Here is a 14,972-nt window from a genome sequence, read left to right as displayed (position 1 = left end):
CGGGCCCGACGGCGGGGCTCAGACCAGCAGCTGGTGCTTCGCCAGGTCGCGGTAGAGCGGCGTCGACTCGACCAGCTCGGAGTGCGTGCCGGCGCCGACGACCCGGCCGTGCTCGAGCACGACGATGACGTCGGAGTCGACCACGGTGGACAGCCGGTGCGCGATGACGAGCAGGGTGCGGTCTTCGGCGACGGCGTCGATCGCCAGCCGCATCTTCTGCTCGTTCACGCCGTCGAGCGACGACGTCGACTCGTCGAGCAGCAGGATCGGGGGAGCGGCGAGCAGCGCGCGGGCGATGGCCAGCCGCTGACGCTCGCCGCCGGAGAGCATCACGCCGTCCTCGCCGACCTGGGCGTCGAGCCCACGCGGGTCGCGGTGCAGGACCTCGCCGAGGTTGACCGCCTCGAGCACGCGGACGCAGTCGTCCTCGGTCGCGTCCGGCGAACCGAGCAGCAGGTTGGCGCGGATGGTGCCGGCGAGCACCGGGGCGTCCTGCTCGACGTAGCCGATCTGGGCGCGGAGCTCCTGGCGGTCCATGCCCCGGACGTCGATGCCACCGAGCCGGATGACGCCCTCGGTCGGGTCGTAGAACCGCTCGATCAGGGCGAGGGTCGTCGACTTGCCCGCACCCGACGGGCCCACGAGTGCGACCCGCGAGCCGCGGGGAACGCGGAACGACACGTCGTGGAGCACCACGTCGTCGGCCGGACGCTCGTCGGCGAGGCGATCCGGGCCTCCCGGTCGGTCCACCGCGCCGGACGCGACGGCGCCGTCCGGACCGGACGCATCCGCTGCAGCCGCGTACCGGAACGTGACGTGCTCGAACGTGATGGCGTCGTCGGAGGCGACCGCGGCGGCGGGGCGTGCAGCGGCGTCGTCCTGCGCCTCGGTCGGCAGGTGCAGGATCTCCTCGATCCGGCCGAGCGCACCGAGCGCCTGGGCGACCGCGACGGCGGCGCCCATCGCCTGGCCGAGCGGCATGATCATCATGAAGAGCAGCAGGATGAACGTGATGAGCGTGGCGATGGTGATGGTGCCCGCGGCGACCTGGGCCCCGCCGACACCGAGCACGGCGATGAACGCCACCTGCATGACGATGCTCGCGACCGGCACGACGAAGGCGGACATCTTCGCGATGTCGAGGCCGCGCTGGTAGGCCTCGGTCGCGTGTCCGTCGACCTCGTGCACCTCGCGCTCGGTGGCGCCGGCCGCGCGGATGGTGCGGACGGCGCCGATGCCGCGCTCGACGGCCGCGGTCAGGTCGCCGACCTTCTCCTGCGCACGCTTCGACGCGATCCGGATGCGCCGACTCAGTCCGCCGACGACCACGATCGCGACCAGGACGATGACGACCACGATCACGAGCAGCAGCGGGTCGATGATCGCCATCGCGATGATCGCGCCGATGAACGTGAGGGCGCCGCCGATCGACTCGATCAGGCCCTGGGTCAGGACGGCGCGCAGGAGGGTGGTGTCGCTGCCGACACGGGACACCAGGTCGCCGGTGCGGCGGGTGTCGAACTCCGAGATCGGCAGGTTGAGGATGCGGGCGATGAGCTTGCGGCGCGTGGAGAGCACGACGCCCTCGCCCGCACGCTGGAGCAGGAAGTGCTGCACACCGTTCAGGACGCCGGCGACCAGGACGAGCCCGACGAGCAGCCAGACGAGCGTGCTGAGCGTGTTGCCCTGCTGCACCGCCGTGACGACCTGGTTGACGAGCAGCGGCTGCGCGAGCGACGCCCCGGCGCCGAGGATGCTCAGCACGATGATGACGACCATCGCCGGCTTGTTCTCGAACAGGTAGGACAACAGGCGGCCGAAGGTGGCGCGGGGGCCGTCGGTCTTCTTGGGGCGCGCGAAGGGGAGACTCATCGTGTTCCTAGTTTCTGCCGTACTTCTTGTGCACTGCCTGTCGGCTGACACCGAGCAGGGTCGCGATCTCCTGCCACGACGCCCCGGCGTTGCGGGCGGCACGGGCAGCGAGCTCTTCGGTCCGGTCGAGTTCACGGCGGAGCTCGCGCACGTTCGCGAGGGCGGAGAACGGGTCGTCCCCGGAGGCTCCGGCCGCGAGGCTCGTGATGGTCGGTCGGTCCATGGCTGTCAACCTACATTGACGCGCCGACATCTGTCAACCTGAGTTGACGGACAGGGTCGCGCCGTGCGGTGGACGCGACGGCAGACGGACGGGCGCGCCCTGCTCAGCGGCAACGCGAAGCGTTGCGCAGGGCGCGCCGACCGAGCTTGCGAGGGAGGGGTGCCAGCTGGCACCGGGCCTCCCGTCCCACAGGTGGTCGCGTCTCAGGCGTCGGCGAACTCCTTGCTCTTCGTCTCGCGGACGAAGAGCAGCGCGACGAGCGTCACGACGGCGGCGATCGTCAGGTACAGCCCGACCAGGAAGATGTTGCCGTCGGCCTGCCACAGCGCCAGGGCGATCGTCGGTGCGAGCGAGGCACCGAGGATCGACGCGACGTTGTACGCGATCGCCGAGCCGGTGTACCGGACGTTCGTCGGGAACAGCTCCGGCAGCAGCGCACCCATCGGCCCGAAGGTCAGCCCCATCAGGGACAGCCCGACGATCAGGAACGTCACCACCGTGATCGGACCCTGCGACGCGGCGAACCAGAACTGGAACGTCAGACCGAACAGCGCGATGCCGATCGTGGTCGGGATGAGGGTCTTCCGGCGCCCGAACTTGTCGGCCAGGATGCCGGCGATCGGGGTGAAGATGCCGAAGAACACGACGCCGATCATGAGCAGCGTCAGGAACTCACCGCGGCTGTAGCCGAGGCCGACCTTCGGGACGAGCGGACCGGCCTCGGCACCGGTGGTGCCGTACGACAGCGTGAACGTGGTCATGAAGTAGAAGAGGACGTACGTCGCGACCATGCCGAACGTGCCGACGATGAGCGCCTTCCACGAGGTGCGGAACACCCGGCCCAGCGGGATCTTCGCGACGGTGCCGGACTCCTGGACGCCGCGGAACACCGGCGACTCGACGAGCTTGAAGCGCACGTAGAGCCCCACGATGACCAAGACCGAGGAGAGCAGGAACGGGATGCGCCAGCCCCACGCCTGGAAGTCGGCGTTCGGGGTGCCGTCGGCACCGGCGGGCATCGCGGCGTTGATCGCGATGAACAGTCCGTTCGCGAGCAGGAAGCCGATCGGTGCGCCGAGCTGCGGCATCGAGCCGAACACGCCGCGCTTGCCCTTGGGGGCGTTCTCGGTGGCGAGCAGTGCCGCACCGGACCACTCGCCGCCGAGGCCGACGCCCTGGGCGAAGCGCATCACGGCGAGCAGGACCGGCGCCCACACGCCGATGGTGTTGAACGTCGGCAGGCAGCCGATCAGGAACGTCGCGGTGCCCATGACGAGCAGCGACGCGACGAGGGTGGTCTTGCGGCCCACCCGGTCACCGAAGTGCCCGAAGATGATCGACCCGATCGGCCGCGCGAAGAAGGCGAGGGCGAACGTCACGAACGACGACAGCTGCGATGCCGTGGGGTCCTCGTTCGGGAAGAACAGCGTCGGGAAGACGAGGACCGCGGCCGTCGCGTAGACGTAGAAGTCGTAGAACTCGATCGAGGTGCCGACGAGGCTGGCGATGACGACGCGCGAGCGCGGGTTGCCTGCTGGTGCCGGAGCTGAGGTCGGGGTTGCTGGTGCCGGTGCGGCGGTCATGGGTGTCGTGTGGTCTTCCGTGGTGCGCACTCCTGGCAGGGAGCACGGATACCCGAAACGGCGGACACCGATCGGTTCGCGCAGGGTGGCGCGGGCACCGATCGGGTGCGTTCGGTTGGTGGGGGACCGCTTGTGACGGAAGACAACATCGTACGACAGATGTCGCCCACCTGCGAATCAGCCCAGAGTCAGCTGGCGGCTCCTGCGCCGGCGCCCGCCCCGGCGCTGGCACCGGCCTCGAGGTGGGCGGGCAGCTGGTGCCCCATCCGGTCGCGCTTGGTGTCGAGGTAGCCGGCGTTCTGCGCCGAGACGCCGACGACCAGCGGCACGAGTGACTCGACGGTGATGCCGTGCTCCTCGAGCTGGCGACGCTTCTCGGGGTTGTTCGAGAGCAGCCGCACGCGGGTGATCCCGAGTTCGGCGAGGATGCCCGCGGCGCCACCGTACGCACGGGAGTCTGCCGGCAGCCCGAGCGCCAGGTTGGCGTCGAGCGTGTCGAGGCCGTCTTCCTGCAGGCGGTAGGCCTTGAGCTTGTTGATGAGCCCGATGCCGCGTCCTTCCTGCCCGCGCAGGTAGACCACCACGCCGCCCTCGGCAGCGATGGTGTCGAGGGCGGCGTCGAGCTGGGGTCCGCACTCGCACTTCAGCGAGCCGAACGCCTCGCCGGTCAGGCACTCGGAGTGCACGCGGACCAGGGCGCCGTCGGACGGGGCGGACCCGTCGGGCAGCGCGCCGATGATCGCGACGTGCTCCGCGCCGGTCACGAGGTCGCGGTAGGCGCGCATCTGGAACGTGCCGTGGGTGGTGGGGACGTTCGTCGACACCTCGAACTGGACGGGGCTGCCCGGGGTGGAGGAGGTCAGCGCGTCGGTCATGGGGTGCTCCGGTCGTTCGTGGGCCCGTCGTCTCCGAACCCGGGTGCTGCGTCGTGCTGCTGCGGTGTCTGCTGCTGTGGTGGCGCTGGCTGCGGCTGCGCTGTCGCGCTGCGTTGCGGTCGGGCTCGGACCAGCAGGTCAGGGCCCAGGCTGGTGGTCGATAGTACGTCCAACCGCCGACGCCCGGACATGCTTCCCACCCCGAGGTCGTCGAGGGCGACCCGGGGTCCGCCGAGCAGGATCGGGGCGACGTACACGAGGTACTCGTCGACGAGCCCGGCGGCGATGAGCGCGGACGCGACGGTGGGGCCGCCCTCGACGAACACCGAGTGCACGCCGTGCCCACGCAGGGCGGCGAGCGACGCGGCGAGGTCGTGCCCCGGCAGCGTCACCAGCCCACGGGGGTGTCGACGGACCGCGGCGTCATCGGGGACGGCGCGGTCACCGAGCACGACCGCGAGCGGCTGGTCGGCGAGGAGTTCGCCCGCGTCACCCCGAGCGGTCAGGCTCGGGTCGTCGGCGAGCACGGTGCCGGTGCCGACCAGGATCGCGTCGTGCGCGGCACGCTGCTCGTGGACGTGCTGTCGGGCTGCGGCGCCGGTGATCCACTTGCTCGTCCCGTCGGCAGCCGCGGCGCGGCCGTCCAGGCTCGAGGCCCACTTCACGGTCACCCACGGGCGTCCGAGTCGGACTGACAGGAGCCACCGTTCGAGGAACGCCTCGGCCTCGTCGGCGAGCACACCGGACACGACGTCGACCCCGGCGGCGCGGAGACGGTCGGCGCCGCCGTGCACGTCCGCGCCCGGATCGTCGATCGCGTACACGACACGGGCGACCCCGGCCTCGATCAGGGCGACGGCGCAGGGGCCGGTGCGGCCGGTGTGGTTGCAGGGCTCGAGGGTGACGACGGCCGTCGCGCCGCGCAGCTGAGTCGGATCGACCTTCGCCATCGCGTCGACCTCGGCGTGCGGGGTTCCGGCACCCTTGTGCCACCCCTCGGCGAGGACGTCGCCGGCGGGGGAGAGGATCACCGCGCCGACCCGAGCGTGGTCGCCCACGACGGGCCCGAGGGCCGCGAGTTCGAGCCCGCGGCGCATCGCCCGGACCTCGGTGGGTCGTGCCGTGTCGCTCACGGATCGAGCCTACCGGCGGTGGATCGGTGACGCGTCATCGTCGGGAACGTGGCGTCATGCGGGACCGGGGCACGGAGCGCTGCGTCATGCGGGACCGGGTCACGGGGCGCTGCGTCACGGAGCGTCGGGCCACGGGAGGTCCGATGCGGGCGCACCATCGGCCCGGCGCAGGGCGGTCCAGGCGGTCGTCGGTCCGCCGTCGCGTCCGGGGATCCGGGCGGGCCCGACGCCAGTGAACGAGAACCCGGCGCTGCGGGCGACCGCGGCCGACGCCGTGTTGCCCTCGTAGCACTCCCAGTAGACGTCCGGAGCACCATCCTCGAACGCCCAGTCCACGACGAGCTCCACCGCATCGTGCATCAACCCGGCACCGCGGGCCGAGGGCGCCAGCCAGAAGCCGAGGTCGCGGCCGGCGGTGCGGTAGCCGATGATCCCCTCGAGCCAGGAGGACCCACTGCGACGGATCACCCAGGTGTACTCGCGGTCCGACGCCCAGCCGGGGCCGACCAGGGCGTCGACGAAGGTCCGTGCGTCCTGTTCGCGGTACGGCGTGGGGATCGTCGTCCAGCGGACGATGTCCGGGTCTTGACAGGCGTCGGTGATCGCCGCGGTGTCCGCCCGGGTCGGGACGTCGAGTCGGACCCGAGCGGACTCCAGCGTGACCGGCAGCACGGTCAGCCGCGCGAGCGCGGGACGAACCCGATCCGGTCGTACACGCGCGCCAGGGTCTCCTGCGCGATGGACTCGGCACGGTCCGCGCCGACGGCGAGCAGCCGGTCGAGCTCCGCCGGGTCGTCGAGCAGCTCGAGCGTGCGGGTGCGCACCGGCTCGAGCTCGGTGACGACGGCGTCGGCGACCGCGCCCTTGAGGTCCCCGTAGCCCCTGCCCGCGAACGATGCCTCGAGCTCGGCGACGGGGGTCCGGCTGAAGGCGGACAGGATCGCGAGCAGGTTCGTCACGCCCGGCTTCGCCTGCCGGTCGGAGCGGATCTCGCGCTCGTCGTCGGTGACGGCTGACTTGATCTTCTTCGCGGTGCGCTTCGGGTCGTCGAGCAGCCGGATCAGGCCACTGTCGGACGCCGCCGACTTGCTCATCTTGCTCGTCGGGTCCTGCAGGTCGTAGATGCGCGCCGTCTCGGTGCCGATCCGGGCCTCGGGCACGACGAACGTGTCGCCGAACCGCGAGTTGAAGCGTCCGGCGAGGTCGCGGGTGAGCTCGACGTGCTGGCGCTGGTCGTCGCCGACCGGCACGACCTTGGTGTCGTACAGCAGGATGTCGGCGGCCATCAGGACCGGGTACGTGAAGAGCCCGACCGACGCGGCCTCGGACCCCTGCCGCGCCGACTTGTCCTTGAACTGGGTCATCCGGCTCGCCTCACCGAACCCGGTGAGGGTGTTGAGCACCCAGGCGAGCTCGGCGTGGGCCGGCACGTGTGACTGCACGAACAGCGTCGACTTCGTCGGGTCGATGCCCGACGCGATGTACTGCGCGGCCGTCGCCCGGGTGCTCGCGCGGAGCTCGGCCGGGTCCTGCGGCGAGGTGATGGCGTGCATGTCGACGACGCAGTAGATGGCGTCGAAGTCGTCCTGCAGGTCGCGCCACTGCATGAGCGCCCCGACGTAGTTGCCGAGGTGCAGCGAGCCGGCGGACGGCTGGATGCCCGAGAAGATGCGGGTCTTGGTCATGGTGGTGTTCCTGTGGGTCAGGTGGAGCGCAACGAGTGGGGATCAGAGTTCGTAGTCGACGACCACGGGGGCGTGGTCGGACCATCGCTGGTCGTACGCCGCGGCGCGGTCGACCGTGTACTCCGTGACCTTCGCCGCGAGGTCGGGCGTGGCCATCTGGTAGTCGATGCGCCAGCCGGTGTCGTTGTCGAACGCCTGGCCGCGCCAGGACCACCACGTGTACGGCCCCTCGACGTCGCCGGCCTGCGCACGCCCGACGTCCACCCAGCCGAGCCCCGGGCCCGTCGAGCCGTCAGCGCCCTCGACCGGTTCGCCGTCGGCACCGAAGAAGCGCGAGAAGTAGGCACGCTCGCGCGGCAGGAAGCCCGCTCGCTTGACGTTGCCCTTCCAGTTCTTGATGTCGCGCTGGTCGTGCCCGACGTTGAGGTCACCGACGACGACGGCGAGCGGGTTGTGCGCGCGGAGGGCGGGTAGCCGTTCGGTCATGGCGTCGAGGAACTTCCACTTCTCGTCCTGCTTGGGGGTGTCGACCTCGCCCGAGTGGACGTAGGTGGACACGACCGTGACCGTGGTGCCGCCGATCTCGTAGTCGGCCTCGAGCCAGCGGCCGGCGGAGTCGAACTCGTCCGGTCCCAGGGCGACGCGGTGGATCTGGGCCGAGTGCCTGGACGCGATCGCGACACCCGCCCGGCCCTTGGCGGTCGCGGGGTCGTGCACGATGTCCCACTCGTCGCGGAGCAGGCCGGCCAGGTCCTCGCTCGACGCACGGACTTCCTGCAGGGCGAGCACGTCGACGTCGCGGGTGGCGAGCCAGTCGCCCATGCCCTTGCGGAAGGCGGCGCGGACGCCGTTCACGTTGACGGATGCGAGGCGCAGGCGTGTCATGCCGACCACCTTATCGGCGGGCACCGACAGCCCCGGACCGCACCGGTTCGAGGTTCCACGACTCGCCGCGTGCCGTCCGCCAAGGTTCCACGGACCGACGCGGGCGACGCCGAGATGCCGAGATTTCGGAACCTCGGGGGCGCGGGCCGGACGGGCCGGACGGACGGGACGGGCGCGGGCATGGCAGTGCGGGGGACCGCACGACGGACGGGAGGCACGGTGCCAGCTGGCACCGTGCCTCCCGTCCGTCGGATCCGCGCGATCAGGCCGCGTCGTGGTCCGTCTGCAGGAACTCGACCAGGCTGTCGGCGGTGGTCTCGGCGTCGTCGCCGGTCACGGTGAGGCTGACCTCATCACCGTTCTCGATGCCCAGGCCGAGCAGGGCGAGGATGCTGCCGGCGTTGCCGGACTTGTCGCCCTTGGCGATCGTGACCTGGTGGCCGGAGGCCGTCACGGTCTGGACGAAGAGGGACGCGGGGCGCGCGTGCAGGCCGGACGCGCTGGCGACGGTCACGGTGCGGGTGGCTTCGGACATCGATGTACTCCTGTCGATGGGTGGTGCGCTCATGCTAGCGAGCGCCGGATGGGCGGGTCGGGCGAGCGGTCAGGGTCGACCGGGCCAGAACACCTCGGTGCCGGCGGCCTCGACCTCGCGGACCAGGTCGAGGTTGACGGCGGGGTCGGTGATGATCGTGTCGATGGCGGCGAGGGGTGCGACGCGGCCGAACTCCTCGCGGCCGAACTTGGTGTGGTCGGCGAGCAGGATGCTGCGGCGGGCGGACTTGATCATCGCCGACTTCACCGCGGCCTCGGCCATGTTGTGGGTCGTCAGGCCGCGCTCCGGGGTGATCCCGTTGATGCTCACGAAGGCGACGTCGACGCTCACCATGCCGATGAGCTGGTGCGTCCACGTGCCGACGCCGGCCAGGGAGTCGCTGCGGATGTTGCCGCCGAGCAGGTGCAGGTCGATGCCCGGGCGGTTCGCGACGGCCATCGCGACGGGGAGCGAGTGGGTGACCACGGTGAGTCCGCGGTCGGTCGGCAGCATCTCGGCGAGGCAGATGGTGGAGGTGCCGGCGTCGATCATGATCGAGCCGTTCTCCGGCAGCTCCTCGAGCGCGGCCTCGGCGATGACCATCTTCTCGGCCTGGTTGATGCCGCCGCGGTCGCCGACACCGGGGTGGATCGTGATGCGCTCGACCGGGATGGCCCCGCCGTGGGCACGTCGGACCAGTCCTCGTCGCTCCAGCGAGGTGAGGTCGCGGCGGATGGTCTCTGGCGTGACCTCGAGCAGCTCGGCGAGGTCCTTGACGTCGACCCGCCCCTGCGCGCGCGCCTGCTCGACGATGCGCTGGTGGCGTTCTGGTGCGTACATCGGACCTCGTCGTCTCCTGGTCGGAACGGAACGGACATGACCGGGCACGAACCTGACGGAACCGAGCCGGAGCGGCTGGCCGCCAGACGCAAACGGGCATCTGTTTCTGCATTTTTATCCCCGGATGTGTTTGTTTGTCAACGCGGATCGGGGTAGTGTGCTGCTCAGCCGTACCGGCGAGGTCCCGTCTCAGCCGTGCGCGCACCGAACGAACACCCCACCGCAAGCGCGTGTGAGATGAAGGAGTCTCGAATGTCCGAACTGCTCGGCACCGGCGTCGGCCGCGGCGTCGCCCACGGCCCCGTGCTCCGCATGGCGGACCCGCTCGGCGAACCGTCGAAGGACGCCCTGACCGGTTCGGCAGACGACGCGAAGCAGGCCGTGCACGACGCACTGGCCGCAGTGGCCGAGGACCTCAACAAGCGCGGACAGCTCGCCGGCGGCGACGCCCAGGCCGTGCTCGAGGCGCAGGCGCTCATGGCGCAGGACCCGACCCTCCTCGACGACGTGCACACGCGCATCGACGGCGGCACCAACGCCGAGCGTGCCGTGTACGAGGCGTTCGCGCAGTTCCGTGACCTGCTCGTCGGCATGGGCGGCTACATGGGGGAGCGCGCAGCCGACCTCGACGACGTCGCCCAGCGCATCATCGCGAAGCTCCGCGGCGTGCACGCCCCCGGTGTGCCCGAGTCGGACACCCCGTTCGTCCTCGTCGCCCGTGACCTCGCTCCGGCCGACACCGCACTGCTGGACCTCGACAAGGTCCTCGCGCTGGTCACCCGTGACGGCGGCCCGACCTCGCACACCGCGATCCTCGCCCGCGCCAAGGGCATCACCGCGATCGTCGGCGTCACCGGTGCCGACGACCTGGTCGACGGGCAGTCGATCGTCGTCGACGCCGTCGCCGGCACCGTCGTCACCGAGCCGTCCGATGCCCTCGTGGCCGACGTCGAGCAGCGCATCGCCGACCGGCTCGCCGCGGCGGCCGCACCGCTCACCGCCGGTGCCCTGGCCGACGGCCACGTCGTGCCCCTGCTCGCGAACCTCGGCAGCCCCGCCGACGCCGCGGGCGCCGTTGCTCTCGGTGCGGAGGGCGTGGGGCTCTTCCGCACCGAGTTCCTCTTCCTCGACTCGCCGAAGGCGCCGACCGTCGACGAGCAGACCGAGTCCTACCGTCAGCTCCTCGCCGCGTTCCCGGGCAAGAAGGTCGTCGTCCGTGCGCTCGACGCCGGTGCCGACAAGCCGCTGCCGTTCCTCACCGACAAGGACGAGGAGAACCCGGCGCTCGGCCGTCGCGGGCTCCGTGCGCTGCGCAACCACCCCGAGGTGCTGCGCGACCAGCTCGTCGCACTCGCCCAGGCGGACGCCGCGACCGAGGCCGACCTCTGGGTCATGGCCCCGATGGTCGCCGACGCCGAGGAGACCGAGTACTTCGTCACCCTGGCCCGCGAGCTCGGCATCCGGACCGCTGGCGTGATGGCCGAGGTGCCGTCGCTCGCCCTGATGGCCGAACAGGTCTTCCAGAACGCGGACTTCGTGTCGATCGGCACGAACGACCTGACCCAGTACACGATGGCCGCCGACCGCATGCTCGGCACCGTCGCGTCCTACCAGGACCCGTGGCACCCCGCCGTCCTGCGCCTCGTCGCGCAGCTCGGAGCGGCCGGTGCCGACGCGGGCAAGCCCGTTGGCATCTGCGGTGAGGCCGCAGCCGACCCGCTCCTCGCCGTCGTGCTCGTCGGCCTCGGCGCCACCACCCTCTCCATGACCCCCGCGGCCCTGGCCGACGTGCGCGCCGAACTCGGTCAGCACACGCTCGAGCAGGCCCGCGAGATGGCCCAGGCGGCACTCGCCGCGTCCACGGCGGCGGCCGCGAAGTCCGCCGCAGCGGCCGCGCACGCCGTCTGAGCCGCACCATCCCCAACACCCCGTCCGCACCAGCAGCAGCTCCACCACACAGAAAGTCACCGCACATGACAACGTCGTCCGTTGCAGCGCCCGACGCACCCGCGAAGTCGCGGGGCGGCGCACGCGTCGCCGTTCAGAAGTTCGGCACGTTCCTCTCCGGCATGGTCATGCCCAACATCGCGATCTTCATCGCGTGGGGCCTGATCACCGCCTTCTTCATCGAGACCGGATGGACCCCCGTCGGGATCCTCGGCGGGTTCGGTGAGACGGACGGTGTGGCCAACATCGGTCTCGTCGGCCCGATCCTGACGTACCTGATCCCGCTCGCGATCGCCTTCCAGGGCGGCCGGATGATCTACGAGACCCGCGGCGCCGTCGTCGGCTCGATCATGGCGATGGGCGTCATCCTCGGCGCCAACGGCACGATCATGATCCTCGGCGCGATGATCTGCGGGCCGCTCGGCGCGTACCTCATCAAGCAGATCGACAAGATCTGGGACGGCAAGATCAAGCCGGGCTTCGAGATGCTCGTCAACAACTACGCGGCCGGCATCCTCGGCTTCGGGCTGGCGATGGTCGGGTTCTTCTGGCTCGCCCCGCTGTTCAAGCTCATCGCCGAGGGCCTCGGCGACGCGGTGAACTTCCTCGTCCAGCACTCGCTGCTGCCGCTCGCCAGCGTCATCATCGAGCCGGCCAAGGTGTTCTTCCTGAACAACGCCATCAACCACGGTGTGCTCGACCAGCTCGGCGCCCAGCAGGTGCAGGACTCCGGCAAGTCGATCCTGTTCCTGCTCGAGGCGAACCCCGGACCCGGTCTGGGCATCCTGCTCGCCTTCACCTTCTTCGGTGTCGGCATCGCCCGCTCGACCGCTCCCGGTGCGATCCTCATCCAGTTCTTCGGTGGCATCCACGAGATCTACTTCCCGTACGTGCTGCAGAAGCCGGTCCTGTTCATCGCCGTCATCCTCGGTGGTGCGACGGGCGTCGGCACGAACGTCCTGTTCGGCTCCGGCCTGGTCGCCCCGGCTTCGCCCGGATCGATCTTCGCCGTGCTGACGGCGACGGCGAAGGACAGCTACGTCGGCGTCATCCTGTCGGTCATCCTGTCCGCAGCGGTCACCTTCGCAGTCGCGTCGTTCTTCCTGCTGGCCAGCCGCAAGCGCGACCTCGCCAACGGCGGCGGCGACATGACCGCAGCGTTCGACAAGATGCAGGCCACCAAGGGCCGCGACGCGAACGCCGCGACCGCAGGGCTCTTCGGCGGCACCGCCCCGGCCAACTCGGAAGAGGCAGCCGCCGCCGGCACCACCGCCACCGCGACGAAGGTCCAGAACCTCGTGTTCGCCTGCGACGCCGGCATGGGGTCGAGCGCCATGGGCGCCAGCGTCCTGCGCAACAAGATCAAGAAGGCGGGCATCGAAGGGGTCACGGTCACCAACAAGGCGATCGCGAACCTGTCCGGTGACGAGGACCTGATCATCACGCAGGAAGAACTGACGGACCGCGCCAAGCAGAAGAACCCGAACGCGCAGCACGTGTCGGTCGGCAACTTCATGAACGCGCCGCAGTACGACCAGGTCGTCGACCAGCTCAAGAACCAGTAACGCCACCACCAGTAACGAAGTGCAGTATCGGAGGGGACGGGGACATCCCCGTCCCCTCCGTCACGTCCTCGAACACCAAGGAGAACCACGATGCCCGTCCTGCAGGAGAGCCAGATCCGGATCCACACCGAGGACACCGCGCCGACCAAGTCGGAGGCGATGAAGGAGGCGGCCGAGATCCTCGAAGCTGCGGGCGCGGTCACCGCTGACTACTACCCGGCGATGCTCGAGCGTGAGAAGAGCGTGTCCACGTACATGGGCAACTTCCTCGCCATCCCGCACGGCACGAACGACGCGAAGGACGCCATCAAGTCGTCCGCGCTGTCGTTCATCCGCTACGCCAGCCCGATCGACTGGGACGGCAACCCCGTGCGCTTCGTCGTCGGCATCGCCGGCGTGAACAACGAGCACCTCGACATCCTGTCCAAGATCGCGATCGTGTTCTCCGACGAGGACGAGGTCCAGAAGCTCACCGACGCGGCCGACACCAGCGCGATCCTGTCGATCCTCGGCGAGGTCAACGAGTGAGCACCACCGACCGGGGCACCGCCGTCCACTTCGGTGCCGGCAACATCGGCCGCGGCTTCGTCGGGCTCCTCCTGCACGAAGCGGGCTACGAGGTCGTCTTCGCCGACGTCGCCGCGCCGCTCATCGACGCCCTCGCCGCCGCCGACTCGTACACCGTGCACGAGGTCGGCACCGGAGCGCAGGACCACGAGGTCACGAACTTCCGCGCCCTGAACAGCGCGCAGGACGAGGACGGCGTCGTCGCCGAGATCGCCGCTGCCGCGATCGTCACCTGCGCGGTGGGCCCGAACGTCCTGAAGTTCATCGCCCCGGTGATCGCGCGGGCGCTGCAGCAGCGCGACGCGGACGCTGCGCCCATCGCCGTGATGGCGTGCGAGAACGCCCTGAACGCCACGGACCGTCTGCGCGAGTTCATCGTCGACGCGCTCCCGGCCGAGGGCCGTGACGCGGCACTCGCGAAGGCCGTCTTCGCGAACACCGCCGTCGACCGCATCGTGCCGGCCCAGCCCGAGGGCGCCGGACTCGACGTCACCGTCGAGACCTACTTCGAGTGGGCCATCGACCGCACGCCGTTCGGCGGCAACGAGCCGGAGATCCCCGGCGCGCACTACGTCGACGGCCTCGCCGCCTCGATCGAGCGCAAGCTCTTCACGGTGAACACCGGGCACGCCACCGTCGCGTACCACGGCTTCGTCGCCGGGGCCGACAAGATCTCCGACGCCATCGCGATCCCCGCGGTGCGCTCCGAGCTCGAGTCCGTCCTCGCCGAGACGAGCGACCTGCTCGTCCGCCGCCACGAACTCGACCCCGAGGTGCACCGCGCCTACGTCCAGGCGATCATCGCCCGGTTCGAGAACCCGCACCTGCCCGACACGGTGACACGCGTCGGCCGGCAGCCGCTCCGCAAGCTGTCGCGTGACGAGCGCTTCGTCTCGCCCGCCGCGGCGCTGGCCGAGGACGGCACCGAGCCGACCGCACTGCTCGACGCGATGGGCGCGGCGCTCCGCTTCGACGTCGCCGACGACGACGAGCAGAGCGTCGAGCTGCAGGCGTTGCTGGCCTCGGACGCGTCTGATGCCGACGTGGTGACGCAGATCACCGGCCTCGCCGCGGAGCACCCGCTGCACGCAGCGTTCGCGGACCGGGTGCGTGTCGCGCGCGGCTGACGCTCTCGACGTGGCCCGGTGACGACGGGAGGCCCGGTGCCAGTGGACTGGTCCCCGGTTCTTGGACTGATTAGTCGGTTCGAGATCCGGGGATGGTTCGTGTGGGTGGTACCGCGTCGTCGTTGACGAGTGCGC

Annotated in this window: 13 protein-coding genes and 1 pseudogene; 4 read left to right on the top strand and 10 right to left on the bottom strand. The window is 70.5% G+C overall.

Annotation, left to right across the window (positions count from 1 at the left end):
• Positions 1 to 18: 18 nt before the first annotated feature.
• The 10 genes and pseudogenes from EDF23_RS11415 to EDF23_RS11370 form a co-directional block, all read right to left on the bottom strand.
• On the bottom strand, positions 19 to 1,872 hold the full coding sequence (locus EDF23_RS11415) for an ABC transporter ATP-binding protein (protein ID WP_131921712.1): 1,854 nt from the start codon (positions 1,870 to 1,872) through the stop codon (positions 19 to 21).
• Between the two features lie 7 nt (positions 1,873 to 1,879).
• Complete coding sequence (locus EDF23_RS11410; RefSeq protein ID WP_123292166.1) at positions 1,880 to 2,095, bottom strand: hypothetical protein; 216 nt, start codon at positions 2,093 to 2,095, stop codon at positions 1,880 to 1,882.
• 203 nt (positions 2,096 to 2,298) lie between these two features.
• Positions 2,299 to 3,678: an MFS transporter gene (locus EDF23_RS11405; RefSeq protein ID WP_123938671.1), complete on the bottom strand. Its 1,380-nt coding sequence runs from the start codon at positions 3,676 to 3,678 to the stop codon at positions 2,299 to 2,301.
• Between the two features lie 188 nt (positions 3,679 to 3,866).
• Positions 3,867 to 4,520, bottom strand: a pseudogene (gene ribA / locus EDF23_RS11400) (GTP cyclohydrolase II); the annotation flags it as partial.
• Between the two features lie 29 nt (positions 4,521 to 4,549).
• On the bottom strand, positions 4,550 to 5,650 hold the full coding sequence (gene ribD / locus EDF23_RS11395; RefSeq protein ID WP_243648913.1) for a bifunctional diaminohydroxyphosphoribosylaminopyrimidine deaminase/5-amino-6-(5-phosphoribosylamino)uracil reductase RibD: 1,101 nt from the start codon (positions 5,648 to 5,650) through the stop codon (positions 4,550 to 4,552).
• 150 nt (positions 5,651 to 5,800) lie between these two features.
• Positions 5,801 to 6,358, bottom strand: coding sequence for a GNAT family N-acetyltransferase (locus EDF23_RS11390; RefSeq protein WP_165901105.1), 558 nt, complete (start codon positions 6,356 to 6,358; stop codon positions 5,801 to 5,803).
• Between the two features lie 2 nt (positions 6,359 to 6,360).
• Entirely contained in the window at positions 6,361 to 7,371 is a 1,011-nt protein-coding gene (gene trpS, locus EDF23_RS11385) for a tryptophan--tRNA ligase (protein WP_131921709.1), read from the bottom strand.
• 42 nt (positions 7,372 to 7,413) lie between these two features.
• Entirely contained in the window at positions 7,414 to 8,256 is an 843-nt protein-coding gene (locus EDF23_RS11380; RefSeq protein WP_131921708.1) for an exodeoxyribonuclease III, read from the bottom strand.
• 262 nt (positions 8,257 to 8,518) lie between these two features.
• Positions 8,519 to 8,791, bottom strand: coding sequence for an HPr family phosphocarrier protein (locus EDF23_RS11375; RefSeq protein WP_111086640.1), 273 nt, complete (start codon positions 8,789 to 8,791; stop codon positions 8,519 to 8,521).
• A gap of 69 nt (positions 8,792 to 8,860) precedes the next feature.
• Positions 8,861 to 9,631: a DeoR/GlpR family DNA-binding transcription regulator gene (locus tag EDF23_RS11370; protein ID WP_111086639.1), complete on the bottom strand. Its 771-nt coding sequence runs from the start codon at positions 9,629 to 9,631 to the stop codon at positions 8,861 to 8,863.
• 252 nt (positions 9,632 to 9,883) lie between these two features.
• Between EDF23_RS11370 and ptsP the strand changes: the two genes are divergently transcribed.
• The 4 genes from ptsP to EDF23_RS11355 all read left to right on the top strand — a co-directional run bounded on the left by ptsP (position 9,884) and on the right by EDF23_RS11355 (position 14,837).
• Positions 9,884 to 11,539, top strand: a complete 1,656-nt coding sequence (ptsP, locus tag EDF23_RS11365) for a phosphoenolpyruvate--protein phosphotransferase (RefSeq protein WP_123672272.1) — start codon at positions 9,884 to 9,886, stop codon at positions 11,537 to 11,539.
• A gap of 65 nt (positions 11,540 to 11,604) precedes the next feature.
• Positions 11,605 to 13,143: a PTS mannitol transporter subunit IICB gene (locus EDF23_RS11360; protein ID WP_165903544.1), complete on the top strand. Its 1,539-nt coding sequence runs from the start codon at positions 11,605 to 11,607 to the stop codon at positions 13,141 to 13,143.
• Positions 13,144 to 13,233: 90 nt separating this feature from the next.
• The gene (locus EDF23_RS19630; protein WP_027466426.1) at positions 13,234 to 13,671 is read left to right on the top strand and encodes a PTS sugar transporter subunit IIA; all 438 of its coding nucleotides are present in this window, start codon (positions 13,234 to 13,236) and stop codon (positions 13,669 to 13,671) included.
• Entirely contained in the window at positions 13,668 to 14,837 is a 1,170-nt protein-coding gene (locus EDF23_RS11355) for a mannitol-1-phosphate 5-dehydrogenase (RefSeq protein WP_131921707.1), read from the top strand. Before EDF23_RS19630 ends, EDF23_RS11355 begins: the two co-directional genes overlap by 4 nt.
• Positions 14,838 to 14,972 lie beyond the last annotated feature (135 nt).

It is taken from the genome of Curtobacterium sp. PhB128, from assembly GCF_004340725.1.
Taxonomy (GTDB): Bacteria; Actinomycetota; Actinomycetes; order Actinomycetales; family Microbacteriaceae; genus Curtobacterium.
The sequence above is the reverse complement of the archived record's forward strand: the minus strand, read 5'-3'. Positions and strand labels throughout refer to the sequence as shown.

Coding starts and splice junctions, on each gene's coding strand:
- EDF23_RS11415 (WP_131921712.1), bottom strand. CDS start 1,872: ATGAGTCTCCCCTTCGCGCGCCCCAAGAAGACCGACGGCCCCCGCGCC.
- EDF23_RS11410 (WP_123292166.1), bottom strand. CDS start 2,095: ATGGACCGACCGACCATCACGAGCCTCGCGGCCGGAGCCTCCGGGGAC.
- EDF23_RS11405 (WP_123938671.1), bottom strand. CDS start 3,678: ATGACCGCCGCACCGGCACCAGCAACCCCGACCTCAGCTCCGGCACCA.
- ribD (WP_243648913.1), bottom strand. CDS start 5,650: ATGCGCCGCGGGCTCGAACTCGCGGCCCTCGGGCCCGTCGTGGGCGAC.
- trpS (WP_131921709.1), bottom strand. CDS start 7,371: ATGACCAAGACCCGCATCTTCTCGGGCATCCAGCCGTCCGCCGGCTCG.
- EDF23_RS11380 (WP_131921708.1), bottom strand. CDS start 8,256: ATGACACGCCTGCGCCTCGCATCCGTCAACGTGAACGGCGTCCGCGCC.
- EDF23_RS11375 (WP_111086640.1), bottom strand. CDS start 8,791: ATGTCCGAAGCCACCCGCACCGTGACCGTCGCCAGCGCGTCCGGCCTG.
- EDF23_RS11370 (WP_111086639.1), bottom strand. CDS start 9,631: ATGTACGCACCAGAACGCCACCAGCGCATCGTCGAGCAGGCGCGCGCG.
- ptsP (WP_123672272.1), top strand. CDS start 9,884: ATGTCCGAACTGCTCGGCACCGGCGTCGGCCGCGGCGTCGCCCACGGC.
- EDF23_RS11360 (WP_165903544.1), top strand. CDS start 11,605: ATGACAACGTCGTCCGTTGCAGCGCCCGACGCACCCGCGAAGTCGCGG.
- EDF23_RS19630 (WP_027466426.1), top strand. CDS start 13,234: ATGCCCGTCCTGCAGGAGAGCCAGATCCGGATCCACACCGAGGACACC.